The organism is Methylobacterium sp. WL64 (genome assembly GCF_008039945.1).
Classification (GTDB): domain Bacteria; phylum Pseudomonadota; class Alphaproteobacteria; order Rhizobiales; family Beijerinckiaceae; genus Methylobacterium.
On sequence record NZ_VRVA01000106.1, the window covers coordinates 1 to 17,866 of the forward strand.

Below are 17,866 nucleotides of genomic sequence, written 5' to 3' on the forward strand. Positions count from 1 at the left end.
CCCCCATGATGCCCCGCCCCTATCAAGCCGGTGGGCCGCGATCCGGTTCGAACCCGCCGGTCCGGCGCAGGGCCTCGCCGGCGATCATCGCGGCCACGACCGCGACGTTGAGCGAGCGCAGGCCCGGCCGGATCGGCACCACGACCCGGGCGTCGGCGGCCGCATGGACGGAATCGGGTACGCCGGCCGATTCGCGCCCGACCATGATGCAATCGTCCGGGCCGAACGCGAAATCCGTATGGGGCAGGGCGCCCGCCGTCGTGGCGAGGACGAGCCGCAGGCCGGCCTCGGCCCGCCACGCCTCGAAGGCCGAAAACGAGCGGTGCCGGGTGATCGCCACGTGATCGAGGTAATCGAGCCCCGAGCGGCGCAGGTGCCGGTCCGAGACGTCGAAGCCCGCGGGCTCCACGATCTCGACCGCGAGCCCGAGGCAGGCGGCCATCCGCAGCATCGTGCCGGTGTTCTGGGGGATGTCGGGTTGGTAGAGGACGAGGCGCAGCATGGGGCCAGGCTTGTGATGGGCCGGCGCCGTGCCGTCAAAGCGCCGGGCGTCGGACCCACAGCCGGCAAAGGGGCGCGCAATCCGGGGCGCCCGAAGAAAATCGGCGGAACTTACGCTGCGCCAAAGGTTTAAGGCGGCGCCACCTTCGTTTGCGAACGCTGTCCGAAAGTCCTCACCCGATGCGCACTCCGCTCCTGGCCTCGGCCCTTCTGTTGGCCGGTCTCGCAACCGCCGCGGCGCAGAATGCCACTCCGAATGCCGGAGCGCCGGCCGCGCCGGTGGCCGGTCAGCCGGCCACCATGGCCGACAACCTGCGCCCGACCTTCGTGGCCCAGTCCCCGGACGACATGGTCGCCAGCAAGCTGATCGGGGCCAACGTCACCAACGCGGCCAACGACACGATCGGGCAGATCGCCGACTTCGTCCTCGACCAGAAGGGCAGCGTGAAGTCCTGGGTCATCGGCGTCGGCGGCTTCCTCGGGATCGGATCCAAGTACGTGGCCGTCGACCCGTCGGTGATGAAGCTCGACCGGACCGACGACAAGACGCTCCAGGCCCGCATCGACACGACCAAGGATCAGCTGAAGGCCGCGCCGGAATACATCTACCTCGGCAAGGAGCCGCCGAAGGGCGCGGCCGCCGCCCCGGCCGCCGGAGAGCCCGCCGCAAAGCCCTGACATCGGGTCCGAGGCGAGCCGGCGGCATAACGCTGGCTTGCCTTCGCGCGCCGTTCCGTGCTGTGCCAGCCGCTGCACGGAGGTCGGAGTCCGATGAAGATGCGCCGCGCCCTGATCCCGCTTCTGGCCTTCTGCCTGGGTCTCGTCGGCCTGACCGGGGCGGCGGTGTTCGCCTTCATGCCGGACCGGGCGCCTGTGGGCGTGCCCGGGGTCGGCGGCCCATTCACGCTGGTCGACCAGAACGGGCGCACGGTCACCGAGCGCGACTTCGCCGGCGCGCCGCACCTCGTGTTCTTCGGCTTCACCCATTGCCCGGACGTGTGCCCGACGACGCTGCAGCAGGTTTCGGACGTGCTCGCCGCCCTCGGGCCGAAGGCCGAGCGGATGCGTGTCGCCTTCGTCACCGTCGATCCCGAGCGCGACGACCCGGCGAGCCTGAAGACCTACCTGTCGAGCTTCGATCCGCGCATCACCGGTCTCACCGGCAGCCCTGAGCAGATCGTGGCCACCGAGAAGGCGTATCGGGCCTATGCCCGCAAGGTCCCCGGTAAGGACGGGGACTACACGATGGAGCACACGGCGATCGTCTACGTGATGGACGCGCAGAACCGCTTCCTCGGCGCCCTCGACCTCTCCCGCCCGGCCGAGGAGACCGCGGCGCAGCTGTCCAAGAAGATCTGACGAGACGATCCCAACGCGGTCGGGACGGCTCTAGAGCGTCATCCCGGCATGGAAGCGGTCGGGGGAGAGCGGCAGCAGGAACTGCACGCCGAAGCCCCCCTCGAAGTAGCGCACCAGCCGCCCGGGCGTGCTGCCCACCGTGACGGCCGCCCCGAGGGGCAGCGTGGCCGTGCTGGAGATCGCCACGCCGGAAATCGAGATGTCGATCAGCCGGGCCTTGATCTCCCGGCCGCTCTCGACGCGCAGGGTCACCGCCGTGTGGGTCGGCACGAGCCGCTCGTGGGAGCGCCCCTCGGGCAGGCCCAGGATCTCCCGGTTGGCGAGCCAGGTCAGCTGAGATGCGATCTTGTCCCGCTTGCGTGGCGTGGCGTTGAGCTGGACCGCGAAGCCGCCCTCGCTGTGGCGGGCGATGACGCCCTCGATCCGGCCGATATGCTCGAGGTAGAGCACCACGCGCTCGCCGACCTCGCCCACCACAGCGCAGGTCAGCCGGACGCCGCCCGGCGACATGTCCACGGTCTGGCAGGGATATTCGCGGCGGTCGGCCAGCATGTAGCGGCCCAGCACGGCGACCCGGACGCGCTGGTGGCGTCGCTGGTCGGCCGCGTCGCGCCCCCGGCTGGCCGCGCGGCTCACGTCCGTCCCGGCGGTGGCGTCGACCGCGATCATACCGAGATGGGCTCCACGCCGCGACAATCGTCATCGCAAGCTAGACCGGGACTGTTACGAAAGCCTTTTTTCCGATTCGACAATATCCGCCGTGCCGTAGATTTTTCTGTCCTGACCGAGCGCCAGGGCCGGTCTGGCCTGTACAGTTGCCAGTTCGTCCCGATCGGACGCGATCTTCGGTCGAAAAATCGATGTCTAATATTCCAAATGCAGTTCTCGGCGCGCGGTTTTACGCCCGTCCGCCGGCATGAACGAGGAGATGCCCCCGGCGCACCGGGCCGGGAAAGCCGGCAGGACCGCGCAGGGCCGGTCGCGCCGGCGGCGCAGCCTCCATTCTGCGGCCCGGCAGGATGCGCAGGGAGGTGGTCTCGGCCTGGACCAGCGGGCGCAGGCCGATCCAGTGGGGCGTGCTCTCGACGCTCAGGGTGCCGAGCGCCCGGACCTGCATCCGTCCGCGATGGCGCAGCGGCAGGAGCAGGAGCTCCAGATCCACCGCCTCGCCGGCCGTGTTCAGGCCGCGCAGGCCCGCGACCACGCCCAGGGTATCGCTGGCCACGATCTCGACGATGCGCCAGGGATCGGGGGCCTCCGCGCCCCACAGGCCGGCGAAGGTCTCGCCCTTCAACTCGCGGCCGTAGAGGGCGCAGACCCGCGTGCCGGCGAGCCGGACCGTGGCCGCGCGCGTCGCCATGTCGAGTTCCAGGATCAGGCTGTCAGCCAGCAGATGCCGGATCTCGCCCGGCTCGATCTCGGCGCGCTCGGGCGCGGCGCGCTCACCGCGCAAGCGCTCCCAATAGGCATGGAGCATGCGGCTCGTGGGATGTTTCATCGGAGTCCCGGATCGATACGCCTGGTGTCCGTCCCTGGATCATCCTGGCACATCCGCGTGGGACGGGCCGGTGATCCGGGGCGATCTGGATCGTCCGGCGCATACGCCGTGCCGCCCGGCGCGGGACGCTTCCTGGGATCGAGAGCAGGGCAGACCGAGGCTGCCGGCATGAGGCTGATCACGGTCCGGATCTCGTCGTAGGCGGCGCGCACGCCGCCGCCATCGGTTCGATCGAGCCGGCCGGCATTCGTTCTTTCGAACCCCCTGGCAGCCAAACATCACCCGAAAAGGCTTCAATACGTCGCCGGGACTTGCCCGACACCCCGCAGCCCCGACATGGTGCCAGGATGGATGCCTCCCCCGAATTCCCACGCCAGAGCCGCGTGCCCGTGTTCAACATGCCGGGGGTGGTGACGCTCTCGATCGGATTGCTGATGGCGATCCAGGCCCTGCGCGAGTTCGTGCTGCCGGACACGCTCGACATCCGGGTCGTCCTCGACCTCGCCCTGGTGCCCGCCCGCTGGACGGTGTGGTTCGATCCCGGGAAGGCCGCCGACGTGATCCAGGCGGCCGCCGGCCTCGGCGACCCCGACATGGAGGCCGCCCGCGAGGCGTTCGCCCGCTACATCACCTCCGAGCACGCGCTGCTGCCCTGGACGCTGGCGACCTACGCCCTGCTGCACGGCTCCTGGATGCACGTGATCTTCAACAGCGTCTGGCTGGCCGCCTTCGGGTCGCCCGTGGCCCGGCGCTGCGGCGCTTGGCGCTACTTCCTGATCGCGCTGGCCGGAACTGTGGCCGGCGGTCTGCTGCATGTGATGATCGACCCCTTGAGCGCCGGACCGCTGGTCGGCGCCTCGGCGGGAATCTCGGCCCTGATGGCGGCGGCGGCCCGCTTCGTGTTCCAGCCGCCCGCCTCCGGGTATGCCGGCCCGTCCTGGCAATTGCCGCCGCACCGGCCGGCCGAGACGGTTCCCGAACTCCTGCGCAACCGGACCGCGGTGGCCTTTCTGGCGATCTGGCTCATCACCAATCTGCTGTTCGGGCTCGTCAGCGTGCCGCTCGTGGGCGAGAACGCCGCCATCGCGTGGGACGCGCATCTCGGCGGCTTCATCGCAGGTTTCCTGCTGTTCCCGCTGCTCGATCGGCGCGAGGCGGCCCGGCCCTGAGACGACGTCCCGGCATCTTGCCAACGCGCCGGATCGGTCACACACTCGCCATAATGTGAACGAGCCGGGGCCAGCCCGGACGACAGCGTAACGGAGGCGCCGCGGCTGACGGCGCACGCACCGCGTCACAGGGAGAGAGCCATGACCGTCGCACGCATCCTTGCCGAGAAGGGCAGCTCCGTCGTCACCGTGAGCCCCGACAAGACCCTCGAGGAGGTGATCCAGATTCTCGCCGACAAGCGGATCGGCGCACTGGTGGTCGCCCATGCCGACGGGTCGGTGGCCGGGATCATCTCGGAGCGGGACATCATGCGGGCGCTCGCCCGCCACGGCGGCGCGACCTTCGACGCGCCGGTCTCGGACCACATGACCGGCGCGGTCACCACCTGCGGCCGAAGCTCCACCATCGAGGAGGTGATGGGCTTGATGACGGAAGGGCGGTTCCGCCACGTCCCGGTCTGCGAGGACGGCCGACTCGTCGGCCTGATCTCGATCGGCGACGTGGTGGCGCGCCGCATCGCCACGGTCGAGGCCGAGCACCAGGCCCTGCGCGATTACATCACCATGGCGTGAGATCGCGCGCCGGCCGGACGCGGAGTCCGGCGGGCGGCGACGTTGCCTGCGCCTACGCCTTCGCGGGGTCGAGGGTGACGTGCCAGAGGTCGGTGTCGGCCGCGTCCTTGAGGGTCACGGTCATCTGCTCGGTGTCGCCATCCACCGCGACGTGGCCGAAGAACTGGTAGCCGGCGGCCGGTGACAGGTTCACCTGGCCCTTGTCGGGCGCCTTCACGTAGCGCAGTTGCGGGCCGAACGTGTTGTCGAGCGCGTTGGGCCCGAAGGTGCCGGCGTGGAGCGGGCCCGAGACGAACTCCCAGAACGGGTCGAAATCCTGGAACTGCGCCTTGTTCGGGTCGTAGTAGTGGGCGGCCGTGTAGTGCACGTCCGCGGTCAGCCAGACCGTGTTGCGGATCTTGGCCTGCTTGATGAACCGCAGCAGGTCGGCGATCTCCAGCTCGCGCCCGAGCGGCGGCCCGTCACCCTGCGCCACCGCCTCCGAGCCGAAATTGCGGTCCACGTCGTAGGTCACCACGAGGCCGAGCGGCATGTCGGCGGCGATCACCTTCCAGGTCGCGCGGGATTCCGTGAGCGCCCGCTTCAGCCACGCGATCTGTTGCGGCCCCAGGAAATACGCGTCGGGGCCGTATTCCGTCTGCCGGTTCTCGCCGTTCGGGCCCCGGTAGGAGCGCATGTCGAGCATGAACACGTCGACCAGCGGGCCGTAGGCGATCTTGCGGTAGACCCGGCCGGGCTCGGCCGGCTCGAAGCGCATCGGCATGTACTCGTGGAAGGCGCGCGCCGCGCGCAGCTGCATCGCGAGCACGTTCGGGTCCGTGTACTTCTTCTTGAGGTGCTCGGCCCGGGTCAACGGCTCGCCCGGCCACCAATTGTTTGTGACCTCGTGGTCGTCCCACTGCGCCAGGATCGGCACGGCGGCGTTCATCGCCAGCACGTTCCGGTCGGTGAGGTTGTACTTGTGGCGGCCGCGGAACTCGGCGAGCGTCTCGGCGGGCTTGGCGACCTCCTCAGTGACGCGGTTGCGCCAGAGGCTGCCGTCCGGGAGCTTCACCTCGGCCTGGATCGGCCCGTCGGCATAGATCGTGTCGCCGGAATGGATGAAGAAGTCCGGCCGGTTCTTGAGGATCGCCGCGTAGATCGTCATGCCGCCGCGGGCCTCGTCGATGCCCCAGCCCTGGCCGGCCGTGTCGCCCGACCAGCAGAACGAGACCGAGCGCTTGTCCGCCGGCGCGGTGCGGAACCGCCCGACCTGCGCGGGTCCGACGATGGTCGGCGCCGCGACGTCCTGCAGGCGGACCCGGTAGAACACGTCCTGCCCCGGCGGCAGGCCGGTCAGCGCCACCTTCACGGTGCTGTCGCTCTCGGGCAGTGCATCCGCGAAGACGCCGCCGCGGATCTCGGAGAAGCTCTCGGTGGTGGCCCACTCGATGATCGCCCGGGCCGGGCGGTCGGAGCGGGCCCAGACCACCGCGGAATCGGTCCCGACATCGCCGGACTGGAGGCCGTGGCTGAGGAGCGGCCGGTCGGCGGCCCGGCTCAGGCCGGGGCGGGCCACGCCGGTGGCGATCCCGACGAGGCTTGCGCCTCCGGACAGGAGGATCTGGCGGCGGCTCGTATACATTGGAAGCCCTCTCATTCGATGAGGGGCCATCGCAACCGGTCGTTACAACCGCGTGACGATCCTTCGCGCGAAAGCCGTCAACACGATGCGCGCTCCTTGATCCGCATCGCCTTTTTCCGAAAGCCCGCGGGCCCCTTCGGAACGATGCTCTAGGCCCGCGCGGCGGCGCCGTTCACGACAGCGCGGATCCGGGGCAGGGCCGCCCGGGCCGCCCGGTAGCCGATATCGATCCCCTCGGCGGCCTTGTGGAAGTCGAACAGGCCGAAGGCCGCGACATCCGGGCCGATGGCCACGTCCGGCGGGTCGCGCTCCAGCCGCGCCCGGGAGATCCGGTCCTGGGTGATGTTGAAGGCGCCGAGCACGACCCGGGCAATGCCCGGGACCGGGATCTCGGCTTCCTGGGGCTCGAAGCCCGGCAGGCGCGCGCGGATCAGCTGGAGGAAGCTCCGGCGCGCGGCCGGCGCCGGCACCTCGTGCACCACCGGGCCACCGGTATCGCCGTTGAGGTTCACGCAGATCACGAGATCGGCCCCGAGCGCGCGGGCGAGCGCCACCGGGACGGGGTTGACCAGGGTCCCGTCCATCAGCACGCGCCCCTCGTGGGTCACGGGCGGGAACAGGCCGGGGATCGCGTAGGAGGCGCGCACCGCATCGACGGTCGGCCCTTCGGTCAGGTTCACCTCCAGGCCGCTGCCGAACTCGGTGGCGACGCAGCCGAAGCGGATCGGCAGGCTCTCGATCCGGCGCGTGCCGAGATCGGCGAACAGCCGCCGACGGAGGCGGTTGCCGGCGATCAGCCCGGAACCGGGAAAGCGCGGGTCGATCAGCCGGACCACCCGGTGCCGGGTGAGTTCCCGCGCGAAGCTCTCCAGGCGGTCGAGGCGCCCGGCGGCGTAGCAGGCGCCGACCACGGCGCCGATCGAGCAGCCCGCCACCACGGTGGGATGGATGCCGCCCTCCTCGAGGGCGCGGATCACCCCGATATGGGCCCAGCCCCGGGCCGAACCACCGCCGAGCGCCAGGCCGATGCGGGGGCCGGCAGCGGGCAGGGGCCGGATCGGCTCGACGGTTCCGGGGAGGAAATAGGGGACGGCCGGACATTCTTGCCATTGCAAGGCAAGGGACGCGCTCATGCCCCGGCGGCCTCCAGGGTGACGGCGCCATCCGGCCCGCGGACGACCCGGCGATAGAAGCAGGCGCGGCGGCCGGTGTGGCAGCAGCCGCCGTCGCCACCGACCTCCACGCGGATCAGCAGCGCGTCCTGGTCGCAATCGACCCGCATCTCGACGACGCGCTGGATCTGCCCGCTGGTCGCGCCCTTGTGCCAGAGTTCCTGCCGGGACCGCGACCAGTACCAGGCTTCCCCGGTCGCGACGGTCCGGGCCAGCGATTCGGCGTTCATGTAGGCGAGCATCAGCACACGCCCGTCCTGCGCGTCGACCGCGATGCAGGCGACCAGGCCGTCCCGGTCGAAGCGCGGGGTGAAGGCCGCGCCTTCCTCGACCTCGGCCCGGGTGCCGGGGGGATCGAAAGCGATGTCGCTTGCGGTCATGGCGGCAGAAGCGAGTCCGGTGAAGCTTGAGTCGAGGCTATTGGGTGTAGCCCGATCGATGAAGACCGCATGACGGTGGCCGCCTGATCGGGCCATCCGGCCTGCGGTTATTTGGTTCCGCCACGCACCAGGGTGAGGAAGCGCACCTGCTCGCTGGCATCGTCCTTGAAGACGCCGCGGAACTGGCTGGTGATCGTCGAGACGCCGGCCTTCTGCACGCCGCGCATCGCCATGCAGAGGTGCTCGGCCTCCACCATCACGGCGACGCCCCGGGGCTTGAGGATGCTCTCGATCACGTCGGCGATCTGCGCGGTCATCGTCTCCTGCGTCTGCAGGCGGCGCGCGAAGGTATCGACCACGCGGGCGAGCTTCGAGAGTCCGACGACGCCGCGGGTCGGGTAATAGGCGATGTGGGCGAGCCCCATGAACGGTACCATGTGGTGCTCGCAGTGGGAGTAGAACGGGATGTCGCGCACCAGCACGATGTCCGAATAGCCCTCGACCTCCTCGAAGACGCGGGCCAGCAAGGCCTCGGCGTCCATCTCGTAGCCGCCGAACAGCTGCCCGAAGGCCTTGGTGACCCGGGCCGGCGTGTCGCGCAGGCCCTCGCGGGTCGGATCGTCGCCGGCCCAGCGCAGGAGCGTGCGCACCGCGGCCTCGGCCTCGGCGCGGCTCGGGCGGCCGGTCTCGATCCCCTCGGGCACACGGGTTGCGGAGGCGGGCTGCGGCGCGACCTCGACCGCTGCGGGGCGGCCGTCATCGACCGGTCGGTTGTCGTTGCGCATGCCGGTCAGACTCTGTCCCAGATCCCGCCCATCGATGCCGCCCCGGTCCAGACCGTGTCCTTCGCCTCGATAGGACAATGATTTAAGCGCGGCATCCATGGCATCTCCGGCCCGCGCCACACGGGACTTCATCGTGGTGCTGTCAGGCTTGGCATACATCGTCGGATCGCGTCGGGCTTGTGAGGGAGATCCCGGGCTCGAAACGAATTCGAGCCGGCGCCCCGGTTGGACTAGAGCCGTGGGAACTACCTTGGCCGTGGGCGCGACCCTGGTCGACGAACCGCCTCCTCGCGAAGCGACCGTAGGGGGCCTATATCATTGTTCGCGCGGCAACACGCAATGCACGGGTCGCGCGGCAGAATCCCGATGGGCAATAGCTCGATCGGATGACGCACCCGCCCGAGGCCCCGATGCTCGACGACATCTACAACCGCCGTATCCTCGAACTGGCCGCCGACATCCCGCATCTGGGGCGCCTGGAGCGGCCCGATGCCAGCGCCACCGCGCATTCCCGCCTGTGCGGTTCGACGGTCACGGTCGACGTCGTCCTCGGCGCGGACGGCCGCGTGGCCGATTTCGCGCAGGAGGTCCGCGCCTGCGCCTTGGGGCAGGCCTCCTCGTCGCTGATGGGCCGCCACGTGGTCGGCGCCACCGAGAACGAGCTGCGCGGCGTCCGCGAGGCCATGCGGGCGATGCTCAAGGCCAACGGCCCCGCGCCCGGCGGGGCCTGGGCGGACCTCGCGGTCCTGGAGCCGGTGCGGGAGTTCAAGGCGCGCCACGCCTCGACCCTGCTGACCTTCGACGCGGTGGTCGACGCCCTCGACCAGATCGCCGCCAAGCGCCGATCCGGCGGAGAACAGGGCACCGGGGAGCAGGCCACCGCGGCGACGGCCGACGCGTAGGGTCCGATGGTTCGCCGCGCCGCGCATTGGGCGATTCGCACCTACCAGCTGACCCTGTCGGGATTGATCGGCCGCCAGTGCCGCCACTGGCCGAGCTGCTCCGAATACGCCGACCAGGCCATCACCCGGCACGGCTTCTGGCCAGGCGCCTGGATGGGCTTCGCGCGGATCTGCCGCTGCGGCCCGTTCGGGACCCACGGCATCGATCTCGTACCCGAGCGGCTGCCATGCGGGAGCGTCTGGTACCGCCCCTGGGCCTATGCCCGCTGGCGCGGCGTCGAGGCTCCGCCGTCGCCCTTCGCCTGCGAGGCGGTTGCGCTCGGGGCCGACCGCCCGGACGACCCGGGCCGGGACGGAACGCGGCGTTCGCACGGCATCTGACGCCCGCGCGTTCCGCCATCCACAAGCCGCCGTCGATCGGACGAGGCCTTGGCAACCGATCCCGCCGTGTCCGGTTGTCTCTCCAGACGGCTCGGCCTCGCACGGCTGGGCGGCAATCCAGAGCATGCGAACCATGTCCATCGAATTCAGAGGCAAGACGCATATCGACATCTACGACCGGGTCATGCGCGAAGAATGGGCGCAGCGCTTCGGTGTCAGCGAGGAGCGGTTGCGCAAGGCCGTGACCATGGTGGGGAGCCGGATCACCAGCGTCGCCGCCTATCTCGACAAGCCGGCCTCGTGATGAAAGCCGAGTCGTCGGAACCCGGTCGCGACGCACGGCCTGCTCCGGACCCCGCTGCCCCGGAGCCGGCGGTCCCGGAGAGCGGACCGCGGCCGCCCCCGTCACGGACCGAAGATAAATCCGCGCCGGACGCGATCCCGTTCGAGGAGATCCGGGAGCGCGCCTACGAGTTGTGGGAGCGCAACCACCGGCCAGAGGGCTTCGAGATCGAGTTCTGGCTGCTGGCGGAGCGGGAACTGCGCAAGGAGCGCAGCCGCAAGTAGGCCGACGCGGTCCCTGCGCCTGCTTGGACCGATCCGTCATCTTGAGCCCCTCGACGGCTGGCGCAGGTTTGCCAGATGGCGCAGGCCTTGCGACAGGTCGCCGCGACAGCCCTCAGCGGCAACCGGCGATGTCGAGGGGACGGAATGGAACCGGCAAACCTGCCAGACCGGCCTTGCCGTCCTCCGTGGACGGCATGCCTCGCCGTTCCGGGACGTCAGGGACAGAGCGATGCCCGGAGCTGCATGTGGGCACCGTGACTCGCCGGGCCTTCGCTGAACTCGGCCTCGGTGGCGCGGCCATGGCGGCTGCCGCGGGCGGATCCCAGGCGGGGCCAGCCCCTCCGGGCGACGGGGGGCGGCGGCCCGGGGCGCTCACCGTGGCCCCGACCTCACAGGCGGGGCTCGGGCCGCGGCTGACCCTGCACGCGCTCGACAATGCCCATGGAACCCCGGCGGCCGGACTGGTTTGCGACCTCTCGATCCGCGAGGACGACGTCTACCGGCCGATCAAGACGGTCACCACGGCGGCCAACGGCCGGCCGGCCGAACCGCTCCTCGTCAACGACGCGCTGAAGGCCGGCCGCTACGAGCTGCTGCTGCATGTCGGGGCGTATTTCGCGGCCCTCGGGGTGACGCTGCCGAGCCCGAATTTCCTGAGCCTCGTGCCGATCCGCTTCCAGATCCGCGACGCGCGCCAGCGCTACCACCTGCCGGTGCTGTTCACGCCCTGGGGTTATTCCTACTATCGGGGCAGCTGAGCCCAACCTTACGGGACCCCCATCCATGGCCGGCATCTCGACGCATGTCCTCGATACCGATCGCGGCCGCCCGGCCGCGGGCGTGCGGATCGACTTCTCGGTCCTGGAGGACGGGACGTGGCGGCTGGTGAAGAGCGTCGTCACCAACGCGGATGGGCGCACCGACGCGCCGATCCTGCCGGCCGGCGAGGCCCGGACCGGGCAGTACGAGCTGGCGTTCCATGTCGCGGATTATTTCCGGGACCGTCCGGGCACCGACCCGGGCGACGTCTTCATCGACGACCCGGTGGTGCGCTTCGCGATCTTCGATGCCGGGCAGCACTACCATGTGCCGATGCTGTGCGCGCCGGCGAGCTTCACCACCTACCGCGGCAGCTGACGCCATGCCAGATCTGGCGGCGATCAACCGGCTGGACGAAGAGGCCTTCGTGGCGCTTCTCGGGGGCGTGTTCGAGCACGCGCCCTGGGTCGCGCAGGCCGCCTGGCCGCATCGGCCCTTCGCGAGCCGCGCCGCATTGCACGACGCGATGATGCAGGCGGTCCGTGCCGCGCCGACGGAACACCGCCGCGCCTTCCTCAACAACCACCCGGAGCTGGCCGGCCCGGAGGCCCGGGCACGCCGCCTCACGGAGGATTCGACGCGCGAGCAGGGTAGCGCCGGCCTCGACCGCATGGATGCACAGGAGGGCGCGGCCTTCGATCGCCTGAACGCGGCCTATCGCGCCCGGTTCGGCTTCCCGTTCATCATCGCGGTGCGCGGGCGCGGGCGGGCCGAGATCCTGTCCGCCTTCGAGGCGCGCCTGTCCCGGGAGCCGGCCGCCGAGGAGGCGATCGCCCTCGAGGAGGTCGCCCTGATCACGCGCATGCGCCTCGACGGGCTGGTCTCGGCCTGACCCGGCTCAAGCCTCGGCCGCCGCCTTCGCTTCGACCAGGGCCGCCTCGAATCCGGTGAAGGCCGTTGTGGCCTCGTCCCAGGCGTGGGCCCGGACGTGGCGGCCCAAGGCCGCGGCGAGCTCCCGGGCCCGGGTGAGGGCCGATTCCACGGCGGCCGGTCGGGCCGGATCGGCGGGGATGCCGACCGGCGGCGTGTCGGCCGGGCGCATCCCCACCAGGGTCGCCGCCATGGCCCGGCGCCAGGCCGCGCAATCCGCCGGGATGCGGGCGAGCCGCATCGCCGTGTCGCTCCCGGCCTGCCGGTCGAGCAGGGTGCGGCCGAGATCCTCGATCCGGTCGAGCTGGCCGAGCGCGTCGCCGATCTCCCGGCGGCCCTTGTCGGTGCCCTCCGCGATCCGGCCGACGCTCCGGGCGATCTCACCGGTGGCCTGGATCTGCTGGCCCATGATCTCGGAGGCCTCGCGCATCTGGGCCGCCACCGTGGCGACGGCGCCGCTCTCCGCCTCGACCCGGACGTTGGCCCGCACCATGGCGGCTGCGCCGGTCTCCACGGCGCTGCGGCTGCGCGTGACCGCCGCCTGCATCGCCGCCATTTCTTCACGAAGTCCGCCGAGCCGGGCGCGGATCTCGTCCGTCGCCTTCGCGGTCTGCGCGGAGAGCATCTTCACTTCCGCGGCCACGACCGCGAAGCCTCGGCCGGCCTCGCCGGCCCGGGCGGCCTCGATGGTGGCGTTGAGCGCCAGCAGGTTGGTCTGGGCCGAGATCGCCGCGATGGTCCCGGCCATCTCCTCGATTCGCAGGGCGGCGGCCGAGAAGCTGTCGAGCCGGCTGCCGATCTCGTCGGTGCCCTGCTCGATCCCGCGCATGCCGTCGCTGGCGCGCTGGAGGTCGTCGACGCAGGTGGCGATGCCGGCGCGGGCGGTCTCGGCGGTCTCGGCCGCCGAGGAGGAGCGCGCCGCGATCTCGCTGGTACTGGCGGCGAGTTCCTCGCTGGCGGCGGCGATCAGCCGGGCCTGCTCGGCGGTGCCGGATGCGTCGTGCGTCATCCAGCCGATCGAGGTGCCGGCATCCGAGGCCGCGGCCGACAGGCGCGCCAGGAGCGCCAACAATTCGCGGTCGGGCGCGGCAGCAGCCTGCGGGACGCTTTCCAGGACGGTCGTCGACACGGGCGCGGACGTCTGGGCGTCGGCCGTCACCGCGGTCCCGGCCAGCTCCGGGGCCGGGCGCTTGCGGCGCAAACTCAACATGCGAGGGCTCCTGCGAACGTCGATTCGGGAGCCATATTTGCACGGAACCTTCAACCGAAGATGAAGGATAACCCGCCCTTATTGGAATTGGGCGAAGCCGCCCGTTTCCCGGACGGCGCCCCCGGACGAAAACCGTCCGGGGGCGCCGTCATATCTCACTCGCCGGTCAGGGCGGCCTTGGTGCGGGACCACCAGCCGGCGCGCTTGGGCCGGTCCGGATCGCTGGGCTGGGTCAGCACCACCGCAACCGGCTCCGGCGGCGGGGCGGCCTCCGTCGGCGCCGCCTCGGGCGGGGCTTCCGCGGCCTGCGTCTCGAACCGCTCCGCAGCCTGCCTCTCGAACCGTTCCGCGGACTCCGGAGCGGCCGCGACCGGCAACTCGACGGCGACCTCGTCGTGGACGGGGGACGGCGCGGCCTCGACTGCCTCGGCCACCGCCTCGGCGCTCACCGGCTCCTCGGCCGACAGGGCGACCGCGTCGGAATCCACCTCCGCGGAACCCTCCGCGTCGCCACCCTCGCGGGTGCGACCCTCGGCGCGACCACGACCGCCCCGCCGTCCGCGGCGACGGCGGCGCGTGCCGTCCTCCTCGGACCGGGTGGACTCGTCCGCGACGGCCACGGTCTCGTCGGACCCCGCTCCCTCGGCGGCCACGGCCGCGATCGGGGCCTCGGCGGCCTCGTCGGAATCGGACGGGTCCTCGGTGCCGCGCTCCTCGTCCGGGTCGTCGGAATCCTGACGCTCGCCGTCGGCCTGGCCCTCCTCGGACCGACCGTCCTGGCGACCGCCGCGCCGACGACGCCGACGGCGGCGGCGACGGCCGTCGCCTTCGTCGCGGGTCTCGTCCTCGCGGGCGCCGTCCTCGCGCGATGAGCCGTCCTCGCGAGCCTCGGTCCGCACCTCTTCGGCGTCACCCTCGGACTCAGCCTCGGCCAGGTCGGTCTCCTCGACGTCGTCCTCGTCCTCGAACTCCATGGCGGGCGAGATCGCCTGCGCGCGTACGCCCGTCACCGGACCCTCCGCCCGCTGGGCCGGCTCGCCGCGGTCGAGCTGGAACGCGGTGGTCACCGGCAGCCGCTCGTCGGCCGCGATCGTGAGCGTGACGCCGAAGCGTATTTCCAGCTCGCGCAGGTGCCCGCGCTTCTGGTTGAGGATGTACAGCGCCACCTCGGTCTTGGTGCGCAGGATCAGGTTGTGGGAGGCCGACTTGAGCAGCGCCTCCTCGATGGAGCGCAGGATGTGCAGCGCCACGGAGGCGGTGGCACGCACGTAGCCCGAGCCGCCGCAATGCACGCAGGGGATCGAGGACGATTCGAGCACGCCGGTGCGGATGCGCTGCCGGCTCATCTCCATCAGGCCGAAGGGCGAGATCCGGCCGACCTGGATGCGGGCGCGGTCGTTCTTCAGGCAGTCGTTGAGCTTCTTCTCGACCGCGCGGTTGTTGCGCTTCTCCTCCATGTCGATGAAGTCGATGACGATCAGGCCCGCGAGGTCGCGCAGGCGTAGTTGGCGAGCGACCTCCTCGGCCGCCTCCATGTTGGTCTTGAGGGCCGTGTCCTCGATGTCGTGCTCACGGGTGGCGCGGCCCGAGTTCACGTCGATCGAGACCAGCGCCTCGGTCGGGTTGATGACCAGGTAGCCGCCGGACTTCAGCGAGACGTGGGTCGAGAACATCGCGTCGAGCTGCTGCTCGACGCCGTAGCGGGCGAAGATCGGCGTCGGGTCGCGGTAGGGCTTCACGACCTTGGACTGGCCGGGCATCAGCATCCGCATGAAGTCCTTGGCCTCGGCATAGGCCTCCTCGCCGGAGACCAGAACCTCGTCCAGGTCCTTGTTGTAGAGGTCGCGGATGGCCCGCTTGATCAGCGATCCCTCCTCGTAGACCAGGGCCGGCGCCATCGAGGTCAGGGTCAGCTCGCGGACCGATTCCCAGAGCCGCATCAGGTACTCGAAGTCGCGGGCGATCTCGGGCTTGGAGCGCGAGGCGCCGGCGGTGCGCAGGATCACGCCCATGCCGTCCGGCACCTCCAGGTCGGCCACGACCTCCTTGAGGCGCTTGCGGTCGGCGGCCGAGGTGATCTTGCGGGAGATGCCGCCGCCACGGCCGGTGTTGGGCATCAGGACCGAGTAGCGTCCGGCGAGCGACAGGTAGGTGGTGAGCGCCGCGCCCTTCGTGCCGCGCTCTTCCTTGACCACCTGCACCAGGATGATCTGGCGGCGCTTGATCACCTCCTGGATCTTGTAGTGGCGGCGGTAGTGACGCGGCCGCTCGGGGATCTCGGCGAGCGCGTCGCCGTTGCCGCCGACCTGCGCGATCCGGGGCTCGGCATCGGGGTCGTCGGAATCCTCGTCCGACTCCTCATCCGATTCCTCGTCGGACTCGTCCTCGTCCTCGTCGTCCGAGTCGTCCTCGTCCGAATCGTCTTCGTCGTCCTCGGACTCCTCGTCCTCCAGGTCGGTCTCAAGCTCGGCCTCGTCGTCGGCCTCGCCCGTCGCGGACGCGCCGCGGCCGGACGCCTCGACGGCATCCTCGGCGATCGTCTCGGCCGGCACGTCGGCGACGGTCAGGGCCTCGGCCACGGCGACCACGGTCTCGGGCTCGACAGTGCCGTCATGGTCGGCCGTCTGCCGCTCGCCGGCCTCGGCGTGGGCCTCGACGGCCGGCGCCGCCTCGGCAGAATGCTCGGGGATATCGCCGGCGGCGGTCTCGGAGGTGATCGCCTCCTGCACGGCTTCCGGGTTCTCGGCGAGGGTGTCGGGCGTCCCGTCCGGGGCGGACCCGGCCTCGTGCGCCGCAGTGTGATCCTCGCCCTGCGAAGCGTCCGCGTGCGGGGTCTCGGCGTGCGCGGTCTCGGCAGCCGGCTGGAAGCCCGAATCCTGCTGGGCGTCCAGGCCCAGCGGGGCCTCGGACGCGTCCTCGGCGCTCACCGTCTCGTCGGTGCGCGAGCGCGCCTCGGCGCGGCGTCCGCGGGAGCGGCGGGGCGACCGGCGACGGCGCTCCTCGCGCTCGCGGTGCTCCTCGGCATCGCGCGCCTCGTCCTCCAGCAGCGCCTGCCGGTCGGCCAGCGGGATCTGGTAATAGTCGGGGTGGATCTCGTTGAAGGCGAGGAATCCGTGGCGGTTGCCGCCGTACTCGACGAAGGCCGCTTGGAGCGACGGCTCCACCCGGGTGACCTTGGCGAGGTAGATGTTGCCGCGCAGCTGGCGCCGGTTGGCGGCTTCGAAGTCGAACTCCTCGACCCTAGACCCGTGGACCGTGACGACCCGGGTCTCCTCCGGGTGCATCGCGTCGATCAGCATTTTGTTGGCCATGTCGGACTCTCGGCATGGCGGCCGACGTCGTTCTCCGTGCCCGTGGTCCCGGCGGCGCCTCGCACGACCTCAGAACGGTCGCGCATGGAGCCGGCCTCGTCGCCGAGGCGGCTGGGTTCGAGGGGAAATTGCCGTCAACCGCCGTTCGGCGCCCTGGGCGCCTGGGGTTGAACTTGGCCGGTAGGCTGAACGGGCCGGTGCGACGCAGATCCTGCGCCTCCGGGGCACGCGCAGCGCCATGCTGAGCCGTGCGTCCGTTCATCCTGGTTCCGACCTCGCGAAACAATCTCGGCCGGATGGGACCGGCCGTGAAATCTGGATGCGGCGGAACAGCTCCACCGCGTCGTGCGACACCTGCCCGATCGGGAAAACACCCGTCGCCGCCAGGCGGGCAAACAGGCCCGCCGCGACGCCGCGTCCGTTTTCTCGAAGGAATTCGGCCGCGTCCGCAAGCCGTTACGACGGCCGGCGGGACCGGAGAAGGGTCAGTATCATTACAGACGGGCACGGGGATTTGGCAAGGGTCAAGCGCGGGACGATGTCACGGTATCGTCACGGCGGTGGGTCGCGGTGCTTCGGACCGGTCGGGGGGATTCTTCATTGGGTCCGACAGCGGACGCTCGATACGCCGCACTCTCCTCGCCCATCGCTGACGGAATGAGGGCAACGGCCGGGACCCTGGCACGCGTCTCCCTCCCCCCTCTGCGGGGGAGGGTGGGCCGGCCGTCAGGCCGGGTCGGGAGAG

Annotated in this window: 20 protein-coding genes; 11 read left to right on the forward strand and 9 right to left on the reverse strand. The window is 70.9% G+C overall.

Annotated features, from left to right (window positions below; translation table 11 throughout):
• Positions 1-22 precede the first annotated feature (22 nt).
• The gene (locus FV242_RS26955; RefSeq protein WP_147941077.1) at positions 23-502 is read right to left on the reverse strand and encodes a tRNA (cytidine(34)-2'-O)-methyltransferase; all 480 of its coding nucleotides are present in this window, start codon (positions 500-502) and stop codon (positions 23-25) included.
• Between the two features lie 179 nt (positions 503-681).
• Between FV242_RS26955 and FV242_RS26960 the strand changes: the two genes are divergently transcribed.
• Both FV242_RS26960 and FV242_RS26965 read left to right on the forward strand, forming a co-directional pair.
• Complete coding sequence (locus FV242_RS26960; RefSeq protein ID WP_147906492.1) at positions 682-1,179, forward strand: PRC-barrel domain-containing protein; 498 nt, start codon at positions 682-684, stop codon at positions 1,177-1,179.
• 99 nt (positions 1,180-1,278) lie between these two features.
• A complete protein-coding gene (locus FV242_RS26965) occupies positions 1,279-1,860 on the forward strand; it encodes an SCO family protein (RefSeq protein ID WP_147941088.1) in 582 nt (193 codons plus the stop codon).
• Positions 1,861-1,890: 30 nt separating this feature from the next.
• Here the strand turns inward: FV242_RS26965 and FV242_RS26970 are convergent, their stop codons facing one another.
• Positions 1,891-2,529: a PilZ domain-containing protein gene (locus tag FV242_RS26970; protein WP_147852858.1), complete on the reverse strand. Its 639-nt coding sequence runs from the start codon at positions 2,527-2,529 to the stop codon at positions 1,891-1,893.
• A 229-nt stretch (positions 2,530-2,758) separates the two neighbouring features.
• Positions 2,759-3,358, reverse strand: coding sequence for a PAS domain-containing protein (locus FV242_RS26975; protein ID WP_147906491.1), 600 nt, complete (start codon positions 3,356-3,358; stop codon positions 2,759-2,761).
• 347 nt (positions 3,359-3,705) lie between these two features.
• On the opposite strand from FV242_RS26975, the gene FV242_RS26980 reads away from it, so the two are divergent.
• Entirely contained in the window at positions 3,706-4,527 is an 822-nt protein-coding gene (locus tag FV242_RS26980; RefSeq protein WP_147941078.1) for a rhomboid family intramembrane serine protease, read from the forward strand.
• A gap of 141 nt (positions 4,528-4,668) precedes the next feature.
• On the forward strand, positions 4,669-5,100 hold the full coding sequence (locus FV242_RS26985; protein ID WP_147906489.1) for a CBS domain-containing protein: 432 nt from the start codon (positions 4,669-4,671) through the stop codon (positions 5,098-5,100).
• A gap of 52 nt (positions 5,101-5,152) precedes the next feature.
• Here the strand turns inward: FV242_RS26985 and FV242_RS26990 are convergent, their stop codons facing one another.
• The 4 genes from FV242_RS26990 to folE form a co-directional block, all read right to left on the reverse strand.
• Positions 5,153-6,724: an alkaline phosphatase gene (locus FV242_RS26990; protein ID WP_147941079.1), complete on the reverse strand. Its 1,572-nt coding sequence runs from the start codon at positions 6,722-6,724 to the stop codon at positions 5,153-5,155.
• Between the two features lie 149 nt (positions 6,725-6,873).
• Positions 6,874-7,857 carry a patatin-like phospholipase family protein gene (locus FV242_RS26995; protein ID WP_147941080.1) on the reverse strand — a complete coding sequence of 328 codons (984 nt, stop codon included), beginning with the start codon at positions 7,855-7,857 and terminating at the stop codon, positions 6,874-6,876.
• Positions 7,854-8,276 carry a phosphoribosyl-AMP cyclohydrolase gene (hisI, locus tag FV242_RS27000; RefSeq protein ID WP_147941081.1) on the reverse strand — a complete coding sequence of 141 codons (423 nt, stop codon included), beginning with the start codon at positions 8,274-8,276 and terminating at the stop codon, positions 7,854-7,856. Before hisI ends, FV242_RS26995 begins: the two co-directional genes overlap by 4 nt.
• Before the next feature lie 107 nt (positions 8,277-8,383).
• On the reverse strand, positions 8,384-9,220 hold the full coding sequence (gene folE, locus FV242_RS27005; RefSeq protein WP_147941082.1) for a GTP cyclohydrolase I FolE: 837 nt from the start codon (positions 9,218-9,220) through the stop codon (positions 8,384-8,386).
• 251 nt (positions 9,221-9,471) lie between these two features.
• Here folE and FV242_RS27010 point away from each other — a divergent pair, with 251 nt between their 5' ends.
• From FV242_RS27010 to uraD, 7 genes are all read left to right on the forward strand, one after another.
• Positions 9,472-9,963 carry an iron-sulfur cluster assembly scaffold protein gene (locus FV242_RS27010; protein WP_147941083.1) on the forward strand — a complete coding sequence of 164 codons (492 nt, stop codon included), beginning with the start codon at positions 9,472-9,474 and terminating at the stop codon, positions 9,961-9,963.
• A 6-nt stretch (positions 9,964-9,969) separates the two neighbouring features.
• A complete protein-coding gene (gene yidD / locus FV242_RS27015; RefSeq protein WP_147941084.1) occupies positions 9,970-10,344 on the forward strand; it encodes a membrane protein insertion efficiency factor YidD in 375 nt (124 codons plus the stop codon).
• Positions 10,345-10,477: 133 nt separating this feature from the next.
• Positions 10,478-10,648, forward strand: coding sequence for a DUF3606 domain-containing protein (locus tag FV242_RS27020; RefSeq protein ID WP_147906482.1), 171 nt, complete (start codon positions 10,478-10,480; stop codon positions 10,646-10,648).
• Positions 10,648-10,911, forward strand: a complete 264-nt coding sequence (locus FV242_RS36305; protein ID WP_147941089.1) for a DUF2934 domain-containing protein — start codon at positions 10,648-10,650, stop codon at positions 10,909-10,911. The genes FV242_RS27020 and FV242_RS36305 overlap by 1 nt, the downstream gene beginning before the upstream one ends.
• 245 nt (positions 10,912-11,156) lie before the next feature.
• On the forward strand, positions 11,157-11,669 hold the full coding sequence (gene uraH, locus FV242_RS27030) for a hydroxyisourate hydrolase (RefSeq protein WP_246692901.1): 513 nt from the start codon (positions 11,157-11,159) through the stop codon (positions 11,667-11,669).
• Between the two features lie 25 nt (positions 11,670-11,694).
• Positions 11,695-12,048: a hydroxyisourate hydrolase gene (gene uraH, locus FV242_RS27035; protein ID WP_147857696.1), complete on the forward strand. Its 354-nt coding sequence runs from the start codon at positions 11,695-11,697 to the stop codon at positions 12,046-12,048.
• Positions 12,049-12,052: 4 nt separating this feature from the next.
• A complete protein-coding gene (gene uraD / locus FV242_RS27040; RefSeq protein WP_147906480.1) occupies positions 12,053-12,562 on the forward strand; it encodes a 2-oxo-4-hydroxy-4-carboxy-5-ureidoimidazoline decarboxylase in 510 nt (169 codons plus the stop codon).
• Positions 12,563-12,568: 6 nt separating this feature from the next.
• On the opposite strand, the gene FV242_RS27045 is transcribed toward uraD, so the two are convergent.
• Both FV242_RS27045 and FV242_RS27050 read right to left on the reverse strand, forming a co-directional pair.
• On the reverse strand, positions 12,569-13,810 hold the full coding sequence (locus tag FV242_RS27045) for a methyl-accepting chemotaxis protein (RefSeq protein ID WP_147941086.1): 1,242 nt from the start codon (positions 13,808-13,810) through the stop codon (positions 12,569-12,571).
• Between the two features lie 155 nt (positions 13,811-13,965).
• Entirely contained in the window at positions 13,966-17,121 is a 3,156-nt protein-coding gene (locus tag FV242_RS27050; protein WP_147941087.1) for an Rne/Rng family ribonuclease, read from the reverse strand.
• Between the last annotated feature and the right edge of the window lie 745 nt (positions 17,122-17,866).

Bases quoted from the DNA above. Each gene is read 5' to 3' on its own strand.
- FV242_RS26990 (WP_147941079.1), bottom strand. From the start codon at position 6,724: ATGTATACGAGCCGCCGCCAGATCCTCCTGTCCGGAGGCGCAAGCCTC.
- FV242_RS26965 (WP_147941088.1), top strand. From the start codon at position 1,279: ATGCGCCGCGCCCTGATCCCGCTTCTGGCCTTCTGCCTGGGTCTCGTC.
- FV242_RS26975 (WP_147906491.1), bottom strand. From the start codon at position 3,358: ATGAAACATCCCACGAGCCGCATGCTCCATGCCTATTGGGAGCGCTTG.
- uraD (WP_147906480.1), top strand. From the start codon at position 12,053: ATGCCAGATCTGGCGGCGATCAACCGGCTGGACGAAGAGGCCTTCGTG.
- uraH (WP_147857696.1), top strand. From the start codon at position 11,695: ATGGCCGGCATCTCGACGCATGTCCTCGATACCGATCGCGGCCGCCCG.
- FV242_RS26985 (WP_147906489.1), top strand. From the start codon at position 4,669: ATGACCGTCGCACGCATCCTTGCCGAGAAGGGCAGCTCCGTCGTCACC.
- FV242_RS27010 (WP_147941083.1), top strand. From the start codon at position 9,472: ATGCTCGACGACATCTACAACCGCCGTATCCTCGAACTGGCCGCCGAC.
- FV242_RS26960 (WP_147906492.1), top strand. From the start codon at position 682: ATGCGCACTCCGCTCCTGGCCTCGGCCCTTCTGTTGGCCGGTCTCGCA.
- FV242_RS26995 (WP_147941080.1), bottom strand. From the start codon at position 7,857: ATGAGCGCGTCCCTTGCCTTGCAATGGCAAGAATGTCCGGCCGTCCCC.
- FV242_RS26980 (WP_147941078.1), top strand. From the start codon at position 3,706: ATGGATGCCTCCCCCGAATTCCCACGCCAGAGCCGCGTGCCCGTGTTC.
- FV242_RS26955 (WP_147941077.1), bottom strand. From the start codon at position 502: ATGCTGCGCCTCGTCCTCTACCAACCCGACATCCCCCAGAACACCGGC.
- FV242_RS27045 (WP_147941086.1), bottom strand. From the start codon at position 13,810: ATGTTGAGTTTGCGCCGCAAGCGCCCGGCCCCGGAGCTGGCCGGGACC.
- FV242_RS36305 (WP_147941089.1), top strand. From the start codon at position 10,648: ATGAAAGCCGAGTCGTCGGAACCCGGTCGCGACGCACGGCCTGCTCCG.
- FV242_RS27050 (WP_147941087.1), bottom strand. From the start codon at position 17,121: ATGGCCAACAAAATGCTGATCGACGCGATGCACCCGGAGGAGACCCGG.
- folE (WP_147941082.1), bottom strand. From the start codon at position 9,220: ATGTATGCCAAGCCTGACAGCACCACGATGAAGTCCCGTGTGGCGCGG.
- FV242_RS27020 (WP_147906482.1), top strand. From the start codon at position 10,478: ATGTCCATCGAATTCAGAGGCAAGACGCATATCGACATCTACGACCGG.
- yidD (WP_147941084.1), top strand. From the start codon at position 9,970: ATGGTTCGCCGCGCCGCGCATTGGGCGATTCGCACCTACCAGCTGACC.
- hisI (WP_147941081.1), bottom strand. From the start codon at position 8,276: ATGACCGCAAGCGACATCGCTTTCGATCCCCCCGGCACCCGGGCCGAG.
- FV242_RS26970 (WP_147852858.1), bottom strand. From the start codon at position 2,529: ATGATCGCGGTCGACGCCACCGCCGGGACGGACGTGAGCCGCGCGGCC.